Source organism: Candidatus Poriferisodalis sp., from assembly GCF_965204195.1.
Classification (GTDB): Bacteria; Actinomycetota; Acidimicrobiia; order Acidimicrobiales; family Poriferisodalaceae; genus Poriferisodalis.
This window is the reverse complement of record NZ_OZ241975.1, coordinates 3,508,261-3,524,918: the sequence shown is the minus strand read 5'-3', so window position 1 is coordinate 3,524,918 and position 16,658 is coordinate 3,508,261. Positions and strand designations below refer to the sequence as shown.

At 63.5% G+C, this 16,658-nt stretch carries 10 protein-coding genes; 6 read left to right on the top strand and 4 right to left on the bottom strand.

Features of this window, described 5'->3' with window-relative positions:
* Positions 1–62: 62 nt before the first annotated feature.
* Positions 63–1,247, top strand: a complete 1,185-nt coding sequence (gene tuf / locus ACOGI8_RS15920) for an elongation factor Tu (RefSeq protein WP_419854768.1) — start codon at positions 63–65, stop codon at positions 1,245–1,247.
* 32 nt (positions 1,248–1,279) lie between these two features.
* Entirely contained in the window at positions 1,280–1,594 is a 315-nt protein-coding gene (rpsJ, locus tag ACOGI8_RS15915) for a 30S ribosomal protein S10 (RefSeq protein WP_323671069.1), read from the top strand.
* A gap of 49 nt (positions 1,595–1,643) precedes the next feature.
* On the opposite strand, the gene ACOGI8_RS15910 is transcribed toward rpsJ, so the two are convergent.
* Positions 1,644–4,598, bottom strand: a complete 2,955-nt coding sequence (locus tag ACOGI8_RS15910; protein WP_419854767.1) for a hypothetical protein — start codon at positions 4,596–4,598, stop codon at positions 1,644–1,646.
* Positions 4,595–5,161 carry a hypothetical protein gene (locus ACOGI8_RS15905; protein WP_419854766.1) on the bottom strand — a complete coding sequence of 189 codons (567 nt, stop codon included), beginning with the start codon at positions 5,159–5,161 and terminating at the stop codon, positions 4,595–4,597. The genes ACOGI8_RS15910 and ACOGI8_RS15905 overlap by 4 nt, the downstream gene beginning before the upstream one ends.
* Before the next feature lie 426 nt (positions 5,162–5,587).
* Between ACOGI8_RS15905 and ACOGI8_RS15900 the strand changes: the two genes are divergently transcribed.
* The 3 genes from ACOGI8_RS15900 (at position 5,588) to ACOGI8_RS15890 (ending at position 11,274) form a co-directional block, all read left to right on the top strand.
* Positions 5,588–8,419: a DEAD/DEAH box helicase family protein gene (locus ACOGI8_RS15900; RefSeq protein WP_419854765.1), complete on the top strand. Its 2,832-nt coding sequence runs from the start codon at positions 5,588–5,590 to the stop codon at positions 8,417–8,419.
* Positions 8,416–9,654: a restriction endonuclease subunit S gene (locus ACOGI8_RS15895; protein WP_419854764.1), complete on the top strand. Its 1,239-nt coding sequence runs from the start codon at positions 8,416–8,418 to the stop codon at positions 9,652–9,654. The genes ACOGI8_RS15900 and ACOGI8_RS15895 overlap by 4 nt, the downstream gene beginning before the upstream one ends.
* 156 nt (positions 9,655–9,810) lie before the next feature.
* Entirely contained in the window at positions 9,811–11,274 is a 1,464-nt protein-coding gene (locus ACOGI8_RS15890) for a hypothetical protein (RefSeq protein WP_419854763.1), read from the top strand.
* Positions 11,275–11,288: 14 nt separating this feature from the next.
* On the opposite strand, the gene ACOGI8_RS15885 is transcribed toward ACOGI8_RS15890, so the two are convergent.
* Together ACOGI8_RS15885 and ACOGI8_RS15880 are read right to left on the bottom strand one after the other, a co-directional pair.
* The gene (locus tag ACOGI8_RS15885) at positions 11,289–12,665 is read right to left on the bottom strand and encodes a DNA cytosine methyltransferase (protein WP_419854762.1); all 1,377 of its coding nucleotides are present in this window, start codon (positions 12,663–12,665) and stop codon (positions 11,289–11,291) included.
* Positions 12,652–14,694 carry an ATP-binding protein gene (locus ACOGI8_RS15880; protein WP_419854761.1) on the bottom strand — a complete coding sequence of 681 codons (2,043 nt, stop codon included), beginning with the start codon at positions 14,692–14,694 and terminating at the stop codon, positions 12,652–12,654. The genes ACOGI8_RS15885 and ACOGI8_RS15880 overlap by 14 nt, the downstream gene beginning before the upstream one ends.
* Before the next feature lie 519 nt (positions 14,695–15,213).
* On the opposite strand from ACOGI8_RS15880, the gene ACOGI8_RS15875 reads away from it, so the two are divergent.
* Positions 15,214–16,653, top strand: coding sequence for a type I restriction-modification system subunit M (locus ACOGI8_RS15875; RefSeq protein ID WP_419854760.1), 1,440 nt, complete (start codon positions 15,214–15,216; stop codon positions 16,651–16,653).
* The last annotated feature ends 5 nt before the right edge of the window (positions 16,654–16,658 follow it).

Below are 16,658 nucleotides of genomic sequence, written 5' to 3'. Positions count from 1 at the left end.
CGACATCCCTGCACCTCACTCACCCCCGATAGGCGAGCAGAACCCCGAAAGGCGGGTACGACATGGCAAAAGAGCGTTTCGAGCGGACCAAGCCTCACGTCAACGTGGGCACGATGGGCCACATCGACCATGGCAAGACGACACTGACGGCTGCCATCACGCGCGTGCTGTCCGAACAGGTCGGCGGCCAGGCCACGGCCTTCGACGAGATCGACAAGGCACCCGAGGAGCGTGAGCGCGGCATCACGATCTCCATCGCGCACGTCGAGTACGAGACGGCCAACCGGCACTACGCGCACGTCGACATGCCCGGCCACGCCGACTACATCAAGAACATGATCACCGGCGCCGCCCAGGTGGACGGCGCCATCCTGGTGGTGTCCGCCGCTGACGGCCCGATGCCCCAGACGCGTGAGCACGTGCTGCTCGCCCGCCAGGTCGGCGTGCCCTACATCGTGGTCGCCCTCAACAAGGTCGACATGGTCGACGATGAGGAGCTGCTCGAGCTGGTCGAGCTCGAGGTACGCGAGCTGCTCAGCGAGTACGAGTTCCCCGGCGACGACGTGCCGGTGGTCCGCGTCTCCGCGCTGAATGCGCTGGAGGGCGACGCGGCTGCCGCCGAGCAGGTCGTCGAGCTGATGAACGCGGTCGACGAGTACGTACCCGAGCCCGAGCGCGACACCGAGCGCCCGTTTCTGATGCCGATCGAGGACGTCTTCTCGATCACTGGCCGCGGCACCGTGGTGACCGGCAAGATCGAGCAGGGCATCATCAACTCCGGTGACGAGGTCGAGATCGTGGGCATCCGCGAGACGCAGACCACCACGGTGACCGGCGTCGAGATGTTCCGCAAGATCCTCGATCAGGGCCAGGCGGGCGACAACGTCGGCCTGCTGCTGCGCGGCACCGGCAAGGACGAGGTGGAGCGCGGCCAGGTCTGCACCCGCAAGGGCGCGATCACCCCGCACACCAAGTTCGAGGCGCAGGTCTACGTGCTCACCAAGGACGAGGGCGGGCGGCACAAGCCGTTCTTCTCGAACTACCGCCCGCAGTTCTATTTCCGCACCACCGACATCACCGGTGTGGTCGAGCTGCCGTCGGGCACCGAGATGTGCATGCCGGGCGACAACACCGAGATGACCGTCGAGCTGATCAACCCGATCGCGATGGACGAGGGCTTGCGCTTCGCCATCCGTGAGGGCGGGCGCACTGTGGGCGCCGGCCGGGTCACCAAGATCGTCCAGTAACCCGGGTTTCCGGCGAACAGTCAGGCACTCAGATGGCAGCACCTCGGATCCGGATGCGGCTCAAGGCCTACGACCACGAGATCGTGGACCAGTCGGCGCAGAAGATCACCGAGACGGTGCTGCGCACCAATGCCAAGGTGCGGGGCCCGGTGCCGCTGCCGACCGAGAAGCATCGCTACACGGTTGTGCGGTCTCCCCATAAGGACAAGGACTCGCGCGAGCACTTCGAGATGCGGATCCACAAGCGCCTGATCGACGTGATCGATCCCACCGACAAGACGGTCGACTCGCTCCAGCGTCTCGACCTGCCCGCCGGCGTAGAGATCGAGCTCAAAGTCCAGCCCTAGCGCGCTATCCGCCCGCGAGCGGGCGCTGTGGGGTAGATGGGATCAGTTCCTAGGCGAGGTTCTTGAAGTCGTAGTAGCCGCGCTTGACGTAGTGATCGATGATTGCTGCGCGGTGGTCCCGGGTCTCGGTGTCGTGGGCGTTCCTCGTTGCGTCCAGTAGGGAGCGGACTGGGTCTTCCCAGCTGGCGTGGTCCCATTCGTTGGCGGCGCTGTCGAGCATCCGACGGGTGAGCCTCGTGGCTGTCGCTGGTCTGGATGTCGCGATGTTTGCGAGGCGTTCAATGGCGTCGTGTCCAAGCCATTCGGGGCTTCCGGCGGCGAGGGTGGTCTCGAGTCCGGCTAGCGACCAGTCGTCGTCAAGCTTCGAGGACACGAATGTGGGCGCAAAGGCGCTGGCCTCGAGTGGATGCTGCTCGGGGCTGTCGCCGATGGCATCGAGTCGCCAGTTCCACAAGTCACGGATGCGTCGTAGGACCTCCGCCGGGACATCGCCTTCGGTATTTCGGAGTGCCCGCCCGACGAAGTCCATGCTGTGGGCGGCCAGTGCGTCATCGGCGAAGTTGAACCAGCGCTCAAGCAGCTGCCGGGGCAGTTTGCCGCGCCAATGGAAGATGACGAGGTGTTCGGCGAGCTTTTGGTCCGCTTCATTCGAGTTGGATAGGTCTCGGTGGCCGCTGGTCGGAACTCGCTTGATCGCGGCCTCGTACTCGGTTCGCAGCAGGTCAAACACGGGGTCAAAGGGCTCGCGCCAGCAGATGTAGGTGTTCCACGCAGCATCCCGGAGGCTGACGTGTTCAGGCGACGCGGGGAATATGCGGTGGAGATGCGCGTTGACCCATCCTTCGTCGATGAGAGCGAGCCAAGGCAGGTACTCCCCGTAGACGGCACGAACCGCCACCGACGGGTCGGTCGCTGGGTTGAGATGTGCCGCAAGGAGGTCACGGACTTCGGGCATTTCGTCGAAACCGGTTTTGTTGTCGGCGCCATCATCGGCGAGTTCGCGCCGGCACCACAGCGCATAGGACATCACTGAGCGCATCGCCTTGCCCCGGTTTGTGTTCATCGAAAGCGTGAGAGGGCCCATCGTGGCGGTCCTAGATGCCACATGGGCCTCATATGCCGGCGACGGTGTGTTTGGTGGCGGGTGGGGTCCAACGATCTGGACATTGCCCATGTCGGAGGCCTCACGTGCCGGTGACGGGTCCGGATCGTTCATGAGCGTTGCCAGGAGATGCCAAACCGTCTCGCGGAAGCGGAAGGGAATGCGGTTGTCTCGGTCGCCGACGCCCGTCTGGATCAATGACGCGACCTCGCCTCGCGCCCACCGCCATCCCGGGTCGCGATCCCAGCCGGGATCGTCGCCATCCTCTTCGAAGGGATGTCCGACGACCGACGACATCAGGGCCAGCACAGGCTCCCAGTCGAACTGCACGCCGCTCTTGATTGCCGATTGAAAGCCGTCCAGGCAGTGGCGAACGTACGTGGGGTCCAGCGTCGCGAGGCTGTCGGCGATTGGCGCGAATTCGGGTGCGCGTTCCGCGACAGCCTCCTTGACGACGCGCCCCAGGTCCTCCATTGAGGCGCTGAAGTGAGGCCGCTCGGAGTCTGGACGCCAGGCTCTGAGGTAGTCGGCGACCTTGGAGGGCGGCCAATCGTCCATCTCGTCTTTGGACAGCGGGCTGTCTGGACCCGAGTCGGTCGTTATCCAGCTGACGAAGTCAGGATGCTCAGCGTCGCCGTAGCGCGTGACGTGACTCCGGTAGAGCTCCGCTGCTCGGTCGGATAGGTGGTCGGCCACGTAGCTCAACCAGTCGCGCTGCCAGTCAGCGATGTAGCCAGACTCTTCGTCTCCGGTAGGGGTCGTGTCGTCGGACGCAGTTCGCCACTCGCGGAATCTCTCAAGGTCGGGTCCGGCGTAGACCCACTCCATAAAGCGCTGGCGTGCCTCGGCCGAGGCGTCTCCGAAGCGGTGCCGCAGCAAGGCTGCGTACTCGTGGCGCAGCCGGTAATCGTCGAACAAGTTCCTGTCCGAAATGCGTTCGCTGGCCAGTGTCTCGCCACCGTCGGCGTGTGCCAGCACGTGCAATGCGATGCGGCGGTGCAGAGATGTCGCCTTCTCGAGCTGAACCACCACGGCCTCGAGTGCGTGCGCCGAGGTGCTCGCAAAGCGAACCGCTGCATCCCTCACCGCCGAGACAAGGAGGCTGGCAACGTCACGGTCGGAGTTCTGAGCGTGGTCTTCGACCGCCGGCCGCCAGATATAGGAGTGATTGGCTTCGTCGGCCGACTCGCCTGCATATGTGCTCAGTCTCAGCGCATCGTTGAGCAGCGCCGAGAACATCCGCACGGCGTCAAGGCCCGCCGCGTCCACCAGGTCGGGCAGGAATTGCTCGATCGCCCGGCCGTATGCCCAGTCGGACAGTTGACTGACAGGCTGTGGCCGCAGCAACGAGGCCGCTTCGTCGGCCTCATCGGATGCGTGCGCATCCGACTGCGGCTCAAGTCGCAACAGCTCTCTCGCGACCCGCGCGCTCATGTCGACTTCGCCAATGCGCGCGAGACGCGAGATCGTCGCCGCCGCCTCATCTGCGAACTGATCGCCGAACCGAAAGCCCAACGGCTCTCTCAGCCACTCCAACACCTTCGGGGCCAGCCGACCGAAGTGGTCGTCAGGCAGAGCTCCCACGATCCTCAGCGCGGTTTGCGTGGCGACCGGATTGTCCGATGCCGGCAACGCCTCAAGAACGGACATCACGGCATCGGGCGCGAGCGGCACCATGCGCACGAGGTAGCGCCCCTCCGGCCACGGTGGGAACCGTACGGAACCCTGCTCTCCGTTGTGTATCGCGCTCGGTGGTGCAGAGAAGAATTCGCGCGCGGCCAGAGGCGCAACCCACTCAGGGTTCTCCAGCCGATCGAAGAAATACGCCCGGTTCTCCCTGCGGGCAACCTGCACCTGCAGCAGATCCAGCTGGGCGTCGTCGGGCGGCGTCCAAGCACTCATCGGCTGTTCGCCTCACGCAGCAACCCGTCGAGGTCTGCGATGTTGTCCTGAGCACGCTTCGAGATCACCATCAGAAACCGCTCAAACGCCAAGAAATTGTCGGTCCATTCACGATCGGCAGTCGGCGGCAATTTCTTGTCCCAACCGTGTGCGAACTTCACTGCATCGCTGTAGGTCGTCTTCCAGAGCCCGAATAGGAATGGAGGATGTGGACCAGGCCCGGCCAATGCCTCGAAGCGAGGTGTTGCGAGAGTCGCTTTGCGCCTCCTGATCGTGACGTGCCGTTCAAGCAATCTGGCCACGTCGTCAATGAACTCGGCCGAAACTTCAGCTTGGCTCGGGCCGGCGGCGGGCCGAATCCGCTCGTCGAGCGACGGACCGGAACCATCGGCGGGGAATCCGTCGGCGATCCAGCGCTTGCGTACCTTTTCCACGAGCGGCTCGTAGTCCAACCTTGGAAGCTTGAGTGTGCCGTTGATTGCGTTCGGAAGGTGGAGGACGAGTTCGCGAATCGCGTGCGCGATGAAGTGGACCCTGCCGGGGAAATCTTCGTCCATCGCCATCCGCAGCGCTGCCAAGTACAACGGGGTGAGATGCGGTGCCGTCCGGTCGAACCAGTCTCGAAGTTCTGCGCGCTCGGAGTTCCACCAAGCCTCAGTCGCTTGGCGGGGCACCGCAGGCCCATAGTCGGCGCTGGGCCCATCTTCGGGCGGTCCACAATCGAACACGCTCACATGATGCCCCCAGCAGTCCGGCGCGCCACGGCGGTTTTTTCAGGCCAGAGGCCCGCCTCGTCGCGCCGTCGTCAACGCGCGGGGTTTCGTACAGGCGCTATGCCGAGGTGTCAGCTAGGGCGGTGAGCTGCCCCCTTCGACGCTCGCGGGATCGAGCGTTACCCCGCCGCAGTCGCTCAGCACCTCGAAAACGGGCGCGCCAGCCCTACCATCGCGGGCTGTGCGGGTTGTTGATGTGTCGTGTGGGGGATCTCCGTGTCCGGAGGTCTGACACCTGAGCAGCTGGCTCGTCGTGACATTGATGAGCAGTTGGTGGCGTGCGGCTGGGTGGTGCAGGACTACAAGAGTGCGGCGGTGGCTGCGGCCCCGGGTGTCGCCGTTCGTGAAGTCCAGACCGCGGCGGGTCCGGCCGACTACGTGCTCTATGTGGATGGCCAGGCGGTTGGTGTCATCGAGGCGAAGAAGGTCGGCAGCACGCTCACCGGGGTTGAGTATCAGACTCGCAAGTACAGCTCCGCGTACCCCGATGAGCTGCCGGCGTTCGAGGTCGATGGGGCGCTGCCGTTCGGCTATGAGTCCACAGGTGCTGAGACGCGGTTCACGAGCGGTTTGGACCCTGTGCCGGTCAGTCGTCGGGTGTACACGTTCCATCGGCCTGAAACCTTGGCCCAGTGGCACGAGGACTTTGTCAATGGCCGTGGTGCCGGTCTGCGTGCTGGCATCCCGCTGCTGCCGGAGCTCGATGTCGCTGCAGGTGCATCAAACTTGTGGCCCGCCCAAGCCGAAGCGATCCGCAATCTTGAGCAGTCCCTGCGGGAGAACCGGCCCCGGGCGCTCATCCAGATGGCGACTGGCTCGGGCAAGACCTTTACCGCCGCCAATGTCTGTTACCGGCTGCTGCTTCACGCTGGAGCTGAGCGAGTCCTGTTCCTCGTCGACCGGGCGAATCTGGGCCGCCAAGCTCTCCGGGAGTTCCAGGGCTTCACCACTCCCGACGACGGCCGCAAGTTCAGCGAGCTGTACAACGTCCGCCATCTCACGTCGTCTCGTCTCGCTATGGCTGGCGAGGCTGCCACCAAGGTGCACATCTGCACGATTCAGCGGCTGCATTCGATCCTGCGAGGCGACGAGGCCGACGATTTCGACGAGAGCCTCGACGAGCTGAGCGGTTTCGAGGCGGCTCCGGCAGCCCCGGTCGAGGTTGCCTACAACCCGGCGGTGCCGATCGAGTCCTACGACGTGATCATCGTTGACGAGTGCCACCGTTCCATCTATGGAGTGTGGCGTCAGGTGCTTGAGTACTTCGACGCGTTCCTCGTGGGTTTGACGGCGACGCCCGGCATTCAGACGTTCGGGTTCTTCGACCAGAACCTCGTGATGGAGTACGGGCACGCCCAGGCGGTGGCCGACCGGGTGAACGTGGACTTCGACGTGTTCCGCATCCGCACCGAGATCACCGAGTCCGGCGGTACTGTCCCTGCTGATTTCGTCACGGACTTCCGCGACCGCGATACTCGCGAAGTCCGGTTCGAGAAGATCGACGAGGACATCGACTATGACGCCAACGAGCTGGACAAGCGAGTGGTGGCACCCGATCAGATCCGCACCGTGGTGCGCACGCTGCGTGATTCGCTTCCCGAGATCTTCCCCGACCGTGAGCGCCGGGACGACGGTCTGCTGGAGCATGTCCCCAAGACGCTGATCTTCGCCAAGGACGACAGCCACGCCGATGACATCGTCCAGGTCGTCCGCCAGGAGTTCGGGCTCGGCAACGAAGGTGCGGTGAAGATCACCTACCGCTCCGGCGATGCGGGCAACAAGCCCGAGGAGCTGTTGGCCCAGTTCCGCACCAGCTACCAGACCCGCATCGCGGTGACCGTGGACATGATCGCGACCGGCACCGATGTGAAGCCGATCGAGTGCGTGGTGTTCATGCGCATGGTGCGAAGCCGCAACTTCTTCGAGCAGATGAAGGGGCGCGGGGTACGGGTGATCGACAGCGACCAGCTGCGCGCGGTCACGCCCGATGCGACGGTCAAGGACCGCTTCGTGATCGTGGACGCCGTCGGCGTCACCGACGCCGAGCTGCACGACACGGTGCCGATGGAACGCCAGCGGACAGTGAGCTTCGACAAGCTGCTACACGACATCGGGCTTGGCTCGACCAACCCCGATGTCGTGTCGTCGCTGGCGTCGCGACTCACCCGACTGAACCGACGCATGACCGCCGAGGACCGGGCCGAAGTCGAGAAGGTCGCCGGCGTCGAGTTGAGCGACCTGGTCCGCAGCATGGTGAACGCGCTGGATGTCGACCGGCAATACGAGACAGCCGCCGCAGCAGTGGGTGGCGATGAGCCCACGACTGAACAGATCGAAGCAGCCGGCACACAGATGATCAAGGAAGCCGTGAAGCCGCTGGCCGGCAACGCAGCGTTGCGCGAGAAGCTGGTCGATGTTCGGCGCAGCTACGAGCAGATAATCGACACCGCCTCCAAGGACAAAGTGATCTCCGGCGAGTTCTCCAAGGAGGCAGCGGACCGTGCGAAGGCCCAGGTCGAGTCGTGGCGCCAGTTCATCGAGGACAACAAGGACGAGATCACCGCCCTGCAGGTCCTCTACGGCCAGCCCTATGGCGGGGGTCTGAGCTACGACGACATCAAAGAACTGGCGAACGCAATCGCGCGCCCGCCACATCGCTGGACTCCCGACGACCTCTGGGAGGCCTACGAGACGCTCGATGCCTCCAAGGTGCACGGCTCAGGCCATCGCGTCAGCACCGACCTGGTCAGCCTCGTCCGCTACACGCTCGGCGAAGCCGATGAACTCGTCGCCTACCCCGATCTCGTGGACGACCGCTTCCAAGCGTGGTTGCTGCAACAAGCGAGCGCCGGTCGAACGTTCTCACAAGAGCAGGCAGCCTTCTTGGAGCTGATCAGGGATCGCATCGCCACCAACCTCGGCATCGAACCTAAAGAACTGATGGCCCCACCATTCAGCACCCAAGGCGGCCTCGGAAGAGCCCAGCAACTCTTCGGCGACGAACTCGACACTCTGCTCGGCGAACTCACCCTGGCCCTCGCCGCATGACGGCTGACCTACCTCCGGGCTGGTTCTGGACGACATTGGGCGAGATTGCCGACTGGAGCAGCGGTGGAACCCCGCGGCGCACCGAGGAGAGCTACTACGGCGGAGACATTCCTTGGGCCGTCATCGGCGACCTGAACGATGAGGTCGTTACTCAGTGCAAGGGTTCAATCACCCATGAGGGGCTGAGCAACAGCAGCTGCAAGATCGTTCGCCCAGGAACAATCTTGATCGCGATGTACGGGTCAATCGGCAAGTTGGGCATCGCCGGGATGCCTATGGCAACCAATCAGGCGATTGCTTCGGCAGTCCCTCGCATCAGCAGCCAGTACCTCTTCTATTTCTTGCTCGCCCAGCGCAGCCAACTAGCGGAAGCCGGCAAGGGTGCGACGCAGCGCAATATCAGCCAGACGATTCTCAAGGCTTGGCCCATTCCTGTAGCCCCACCCGTGGAACAGGACCGCATCGTCGCCGTCATCGAAGAGCACATCTCCCGCCTCGACGCGACTGAGACAGCGCTCTTGACTGCACAGCAGAAGGCCGACGCGCTGCTGAAGGCGGTGGTGGGTCAGGAGTGTCGCGGTTCGTGGGCGACCGTTCCGCTCGCAGAGATCATCACTTCTCTCCGGAACGGAGTCTTTGTCTCACGGCCGGCAGCGGAGCCGCCTGGCCGACCGATCTATCGAATCAGTGCGGTTCGACCTCTTCGGCTTCGAATCGAAGATATCCGGTACGCCCTTCCAGAGCCCAAGAGGGCTGACGAGTACGCTGTGAATTCGGGTGACGTGCTGTTCACTCGGTATAGCGGTAATCCGAGCTATGTCGGTGCGGCGGCGGTCGTTCCCGACGCGGGCAGCGGGGTGCTGCATCCCGACAAGCTGATCCGTGTGGTGGTCGACCGGGCTCAGATCCTGCCCGAGTGGCTCGCTGCGTATATCTCGGTGGGCGAAGGCCGTCGCCAGGTCGAGATGAGGCTCAAGACCACGGCTGGCCAAGTCGGGATCTCTGGGAGCCAACTCAAGAGCGTCCCCGTTGCGATACCGCCTGTCGGCTACCAGCGTTCCGCCGTTGCGAGAATCGTCGGCGTCATGGCCGACCAGCAGCGCATCGAGCAGCAGTTGACGACGTTGCGAGCGAAGTTGTCGGTGCTGAGGCGCTCAATTCTTGCTTGCGCTTTCGCAGGCCAGCAATTGCCGCAAGACTTGGACGACGAGATGGCAGAGGTAATTGTGGGCTGAGTTTCCGACGTGAGACGAGCCCGACGACCTCGGCAGCGTGTGGATCTCCTCCTTGCAGCCGGAGGTGACGGCTGTCTTGCCGGCCGATCAACGCTGCGATCAGCATGGCTAGATTCGGATGCCGCCCAACGCAGTTCGTGATCGGAGTAGTCGGAAGTGATTCACGGCGAATGGTGGGTCGACAAGCGCAAGCGGTACCCGCGTCCGTACGTCCCGCCGCGTCACACCGCGGCTGGCGAACTGCTTGATGAGGGCTTCACAGGCTGGCGGCTTGAGACCCTCGGTCCGTTGTTGCCTAGGCCGACTGATGCGGTCGCATCGAATGGCCGCGCGGACGGCCCGACTGAGCCACTGACGATATGGGGCACTGATTTTGACGGGCACCTCTACAGCCTGCTCAGCGCCCACCATCCGCAGACTTTGCGCCAGATGCCCAGCGTTTACGGCGGTGTGCAGATCTGGCATGTGGGTGCGATCGTCAAGTCGCGCGACGCCTGGGTCGAGCCGGATGAACTCGTCGACCAAGTGGATGTGTACTTCGGCGACCTGGACGCGTGGGCTTCGGATCCTTCGGAGCTCCACGACGAACATGATTGGGAATCTGACGTGCTGTCGATCTCCGTGGGGAGGCACTCGGCGACGGCGTCCGTAGCGGACGCCGAAATCGAGGTGAGGTGGGGCCGAGATGTGAGTTCGTCGATCGAGCGCGTGTCCGCCAGCCCCGGCGCGCTCATTCGGATCATCGACACATTGCCGATCTTCGCCGTTGCGGACAAGTGGTCCCGGCCATTGAGCCAGTTGATGTCGCTGTTGATGATGGGCACCAGTGGCGTGACACACATGCGAGCACGGCTCGCGGGGACATCGGCAACGAGCCGACCCGCCTATCTGGATGTACGGTTCCCGCAACCGTTCGACGCGAACCGGCAGTTTGACTCTGAGTCCAGCATCGTTGGACGCCAGCACGAGATGTTGGCGACCCGCAAAGCTCTGAAGAGTGAGGGAATTGCGTGGAGCCAGCTGCTGCCCGCCTACTTCGCTGCGATCGACGACGATGGGTTTATGACGACTCTTTCACTGCTGACAGCTTCGCAGGAGAAGACGGAGGGCTTCAGATTCGATGATTCACTCCTGTACGCCTTCAATGGAATCGAGAGCCTCCACAGCACCAGATTCGTCGGCCACGTCACCGAGGAAGCACAGGTCGCGAAGGCACTGCGGGAACTGAAGCGGCAGGTCCCTCCAGAGTTCAAGGCGGCAATAAATCCGCGGCTGGCGACCAGTCGACGCAAATGGATGCGCGAGAAGCTTGCGGAGGTGCTGGGCATCTGCGGCGGAACGGCCTCGGCCCTCCAGTCGGCGTGCCCTGACTTGGTGTCGGTGCTCAACGATGCCCGATTGGCTGTCGCACACGCACGAACCGAGCAGCTGAGCGTGCAAGAACAAGTCGATGCGCTCGTCTCGACACAATGGCTCTTGCGGCACGGACTACTCCAGGCCCTCGGGCTCGACGCTGACGCTTGTGACAACCTCATCCTGCGTCATCTTCAGTTCAAGCGTCATGTCCGAGAACTGACCGAGCTCCACAGCCCCGAGGCCCGCGGCGGCCAATCGAACTGATGAGGCGGCGGCGCTTATGGGTGACGCAGTGAGGCTGGGTTTCGATTCGGTGAGCCGCGATGCATGCGTGTGTCGGCCTTCGTCACGCGGCGATCATGGGCGGATGCGGTCCCGTCGGTACGGCCGTCGAGGATCGCTGCCAGCGACCGCCCGTGCATCTCGGTGAACAGAGGCGGTACTGCTTCGCCGATCATGGCCCGTACGGCCGTCGCGCCCCAGTCATCCAGCGAGTTTCCCCAGTCGAAGTCCTGAGGAATCGTTTGCAAGTGTGCGCACTCGAAGGGGCTCAAGAGGCGGTTTTCAAATGGATGAATGGTGTTGTCTGATCCGACGTGACCGCTGGCCGTTGTGATGGTCGGTGCCGGAGCGCCCGGCCGCATTCGTGAGTAGCTCGATCGCCGAAAACCGCGCACCAACCGGTAGCTGCCGTCCGCCTCTTGCACCACCGGTCGCAGGAGAGGCCTAGTGCACGCGGGGCAGACCGCATCGTCAGCATCCACTTGTACGTCACACTTCGCCTCGCAGAACGTGGTGTCCCAAGCGCGCCCGCCGGAGTTAGGCGGGATCGCTGCGACCATGCGGTACCGGTGGTCTGAGCCCCAAACAGGCACTGAGTGCATCGGGGTCGATGGATCGTGTGCGGTCTCGTAGCTTGCCGCGTCGAGTTTCACCGGGTCGAGTTGCTCTAGGGCTTCCTTGAGCGTCGTCCAGTTGCCGTCCTCTGCCGACGCGGTTGGCTCGGGGTAGGGGATGCATCCTGATTCAGCGAGGGAAGCGATTGCCAGTTCATCACGCCGAATGAATGTCATAAAGGCCCGCACGCGGCGCTGTGGCACGCCGTAATCGGCCAGATCGGTAAGGAATGGGTAACACTCGTAGTGCGGTTCGAGCAGTTCCCGGAGTAGCACGGCAGCCGAGATTGGCGCCGGTTCGTCGTTTCGAGGGTCGAGGACCAGCCGCGAGAGAAAGGCCGCGACGTTCTCGACCACAACGAGCCGCGGCCGAAGTCCGTTCGCCACTTGGGCGACTACTTCGACGAGCAAGTTGCGACCGTCACGACTGCCTGCAGCGGCGTCTTCCTCGCGTCCCCGACCACCGCGCGCCGTGCTCATTCCCTGACACGGCGGGCAGGCCGAGAGCAGCGCTGGCGACTCAGTGCCCACTTCGCTCCGGAATGACGAAATGACCTCGCGCCAAGTGAACCGGAGATCGCCCAGCACCCCGCACGCGCCCTCGTGGTTTGCTAGCGCGACCGCGAGGCGGCGTTGCTCGATCTCCGCCATGACGTTGAAGGTGAAACCCGCTTTCGCGTAACCGAGGTCTCCGGCTCCGCAGTTGGAGAAGAGGCTCACTGCGCTCAGCGCTCCGGAGCCCATCTCAAGCGCTTTCACCGTCAGGCGGCCCGGACTCGCTGGCAACCTGCAGCGACGCCTGGCGCGCTTGGAGGAAATCGGCGTTGGATCGTCTTGTCTTCGCCAACAGGTCGTTCCATGTCGTATGAACAACGGTGCCGTCGTCGATGTAGCGGCGGAGCAAGTCGGCCTGCATATTGTCGGCAAGATCGATTTTGTCGACGATCAGGTGAAACATGCAGCCGCGTGCCCAGTGACCGGTCAAGGCCTGTTCCTGCTCCCGCATGGAGGCGAAGACAGTGATGTAGTGGTAGAAGCGAGTGAAGTCGTCCCGCCCGAGTCCCGCATGCGGTCGCTTGATTTCAATGCAATGAAGCTGGCCCGAAGTCTCCATCATGATGAAGTCAGGGCGTCGACGAAAATCTTCTGCGGGCAGATCCAGATCGCTCGGCCAGCGTTCTTGAACTAGCTCGGCATACCGGTCAGCGAAGGTTCTCAGCGTTTGGTTGTCCGAGACGACTTCCCACTCTGGGTTGATTAGCCAGGGGGCGCTACGCAGGATCTTTTGCAAGCTCAATTCGTCAACGGGCTCTGAACGATCTCGCGCTAGGGCAGCTTCGAGACTCGAAATGGCCTCGACCCGCCCTCTGGCTACTTGCGCGTACGAGGCGAGCGCGGCGACCTCCGTGCGCCGAAACAGCTCTACGAGGCGACCCAGTGCATCAGAGTTGCCACTTGTCAGCTGCGCCAGATCGGCAAAGCTCTCGACGAGCAGGTGGTGAGGCGCGACGGAGAGCACGAATTGGACGAGGCGTTCCAGGTACTCCGAATCCTTGAGCTTCTCCTCGGAAACCGACCTGCCGAGCATCTTGGTGAGTTCGACAGCAGAATCGACGAGTTCATCGTCGCCGAACGTGTTTCGCGCCCTCGACTCGACTCCCGACCTCTCAAGCACCCGCGTGGCCATCGACTGCTCGTGCACCGGAATGGCCGACAGCGCAACTTGCTTCACCAACTGCTGGCCATACAGCTTGAGCGCTTCGCCTTCTTCGGAGTTCCAGAGGATGTCTTGCCGGTCCGTCCTGATGAGATCGTCGTGACCGTCGACATCCAGCCAGTCGGCCACAACCTCGCCCACGAGGTACGACCGGACGACGAACTCTCCGCTGTAGCCGGAACTCTGTTCGAAGTCCCGGGTCGTGGCAACGATCTTGTTCCTCGCATAGATGCGGACACCGGCGTCTTCGTCGTTCTTGTAGGCACTCTTGGCCTTCGCGACCCAGCCCGTGACTGGCAACTCCCTGTCTCCACACGGCACTGGGCGATCGTCCAGGAGGATTCGGGTTTGCTCGTCAACTTCGATCTCGAAAGGCGGCAGGGGCTGCGCCCCAAAGAGTGGTTCTCTGAGGTTCAGAACCGCGATCTCGAAGTCGGTCGTGCCTCGAAATATGCGAGCGAGTTGGCGGAGGAACACCTCCGCTGGGGGAACACGCTTCGGAAGGAACTGCCGCAGCGTCACTCTGGTGCCACTCGTTTCCCGCCATGTCCGGTCGAGGTCACCGGACGTGACCGGGGCGGCGCCCGGCTCGTCCCTGATGATCTCGCCGTAGTCCATGACGAAATGGCTCACTTGGTACTGGCCATCGACGAGTTCGCCTCCTGCCGAGACGATTTCGATCTGGCGGCAGATACCAAATGGTGCGAGCTTGCCGATTCCCTTGCGGCCCATGACGGGTCTGTTGAATCGTGGCGATCTCGGCCCGTTCACCGAGCGCGTTCGACGGTCACCGCCGACATCGAGGAATAGGAGTTGCGCTTCTTCGGGACTCATTCCATGGCCGTCGTCTTCGACGATGATGTCCCACGGCTGACCGTCGTTGTCGGGTTTGTCAAGCTGCGTGCCCATGGGCAGGCTCACGGTCACATGGGTTGCATCGGCGTCATGGCTGTTGGCGATCAACTCGGCTACGACAGCGGACGCCCGGTCGTAGAGCCTCACTCCGAGCTTGTCGATTGTGAGCCGAGAGATGTTGAGCTTGTAACTCTCAGCGTCCCCGTCTGCGCTCATCGGTCGCACTTCCAGCCGCGTGGCCATGCGCGCTGTGACTGCGATCTGGACGCTCCGTCGGGCATCGCGTCAAGCTAGCGCTATGGCCTCGCGACCCTGATCCGATTTTCGGAGCGTTGCATTGGGTCACGACTGAGCGGCCAGCAAATTGCTGGCACGAATGAGAGAGCTTGGCTCAAGACTGGCGGGGTGGGTGACGCGGATGGCCCTTGGCGTCAACTGCCTCGACCGCTGGAACTAGCTCCCGCTGCAACTGCCTGCCAGAGGATCGGACTCGCTCGACGGTGGCGGCGGTTGGAATGCTCCAGGTGGTACGTCCTCGGGGCCAGCAGTACCGATGGGCGTGTAGCCGTAGCGGCTGACGACGCGCCCGCGGGAGGAGCGTTTCCTGTCGGCGCGCCCGTCACGGCTCATCTTCGACTCCTGCGCTTGCCAGCTGTCCTGTGGAATGAACGCTAGTGACTCGACATCGCGACGCAGTAGCAGGAATCCGCCGGTCGGCGGACGTAACGTGAGCCGGTGCCTGCTCAGGATCCGAAGGCTCTGGTGCAGAAGCTGTGGGACTTCTGCGATGTGCTGCGTGATGACGGCTTGTCCTATGGCGACTACTTGGAGCAGCTCACGTACTTGCTGTTCTTGAAGATGGCCGATGAGCAGTATGTGTTGCTGGGAGGCGACCGCATCGTGCCGGTCGAGCACGACTGGCAGTCGTTGTTGAGCCGTTCGGGTAGGGAGCTCGAAGACCACTACAGCGATGTGCTGGCCGCGCTGGGCACCGGCGAGGACATGCTCGGCGTGGTTTTCCACAAGGCTCGGAACCGCATCCAGACGCCGGCCAAGCTGGAGCAGCTCATCAAGGAGTTCATCGATCAGCACGAGTGGATGAGCTACGACGCCGACCTCAAGGGTGACGCATACGAGGGCCTGATCGAGAAGACCGCCCAGGAGGGTGCGCGGGGAGCGGGCCAGTACTTCACGCCCCGGGCGCTCATCAACGCCATCGTCGACGTGATGCAGCCAGAACCCGGCCACCGCATCTGCGACCCCGCATGCGGCACCGGCGGGTTCTTCCTTGGCGCATATCGATCGATCGTCGAACGCCACTCGCCGTTGGAGCCCGATCAGGCCGAGCACTTGCGGTCGGGTGCGTTCACCGGTTGGGAGATCGCCGATCTGCCTGCGCGGCTGTGCGCGATGAACATGTTGCTGCACGGCATCGAGAGCCCCGAGTCGGACTCGCCGATCATCGTGGACGACGCGCTTCGGGACTCGCCGGGCAGGCCGTTCGACATGGTGCTGACTAACCCGCCGTTCGGCCGGTCGTCATCGGACAGCTACGAGCGGGAGGACTTCTGGGCGACGACGCGCAACAAGCAGCTCAACTTCGTCCAGCACGTCGTGAGCCTGCTGCGTATCGGCGGCGACGCGGCAGTGGTGGTGCCCGACAACGTGCTGTTCGAGGCAGGCGCGGGCGAGACGATCCGCCGCCGGCTGCTGCACGATTGCGAAGTCCACACGCTGCTGCGGCTGCCGACGGGGATCTTCTACGCCCAGGGCGTGAAAGCCAATGTGCTGTTCTTCCGCCGCCGCGAGGGCGCCGAGGACCCGTGGACCCGTGAGCTGTGGGTGTATGACCTGCGCACGAACAAGCACTTCACGCTCAAGCAGAATCCGCTCACCCGAGCCGACCTGGACGACTTCGTCTCCTGCTACCGAGCCGACGCCCGCCACAAGCGTGAAGAATCCGAACGGTTCAAGCGCTACACCTACGACGAGCTGATCGCCCGCGACAAAGTCAGCCTCGACCTGTTCTGGCTCCGAGACGAAAGCCTCGAAGACGCCGACAACCTGCCACCGCCCGATGTCCTAGCCGCGAAGATCGCCGAAGACCTCGAAGCTGCCCTCGCCGAGATCCAAGTCCTGGCCGACAGCCTCGCCGCCTCAACCAAGCCCGAGTGAGCGAC

Excerpts from the sequence above, each read along its gene's own strand:
- tuf (WP_419854768.1), top strand. The coding sequence starts at position 63 with ATGGCAAAAGAGCGTTTCGAGCGGACCAAGCCTCACGTCAACGTGGGC.
- rpsJ (WP_323671069.1), top strand. The coding sequence starts at position 1,280 with ATGGCAGCACCTCGGATCCGGATGCGGCTCAAGGCCTACGACCACGAG.
- ACOGI8_RS15910 (WP_419854767.1), bottom strand. The coding sequence starts at position 4,598 with ATGAGTGCTTGGACGCCGCCCGACGACGCCCAGCTGGATCTGCTGCAG.
- ACOGI8_RS15905 (WP_419854766.1), bottom strand. The coding sequence starts at position 5,161 with ATGGCGATGGACGAAGATTTCCCCGGCAGGGTCCACTTCATCGCGCAC.
- ACOGI8_RS15895 (WP_419854764.1), top strand. The coding sequence starts at position 8,416 with ATGACGGCTGACCTACCTCCGGGCTGGTTCTGGACGACATTGGGCGAG.
- ACOGI8_RS15880 (WP_419854761.1), bottom strand. The coding sequence starts at position 14,694 with ATGAGCGCAGACGGGGACGCTGAGAGTTACAAGCTCAACATCTCTCGG.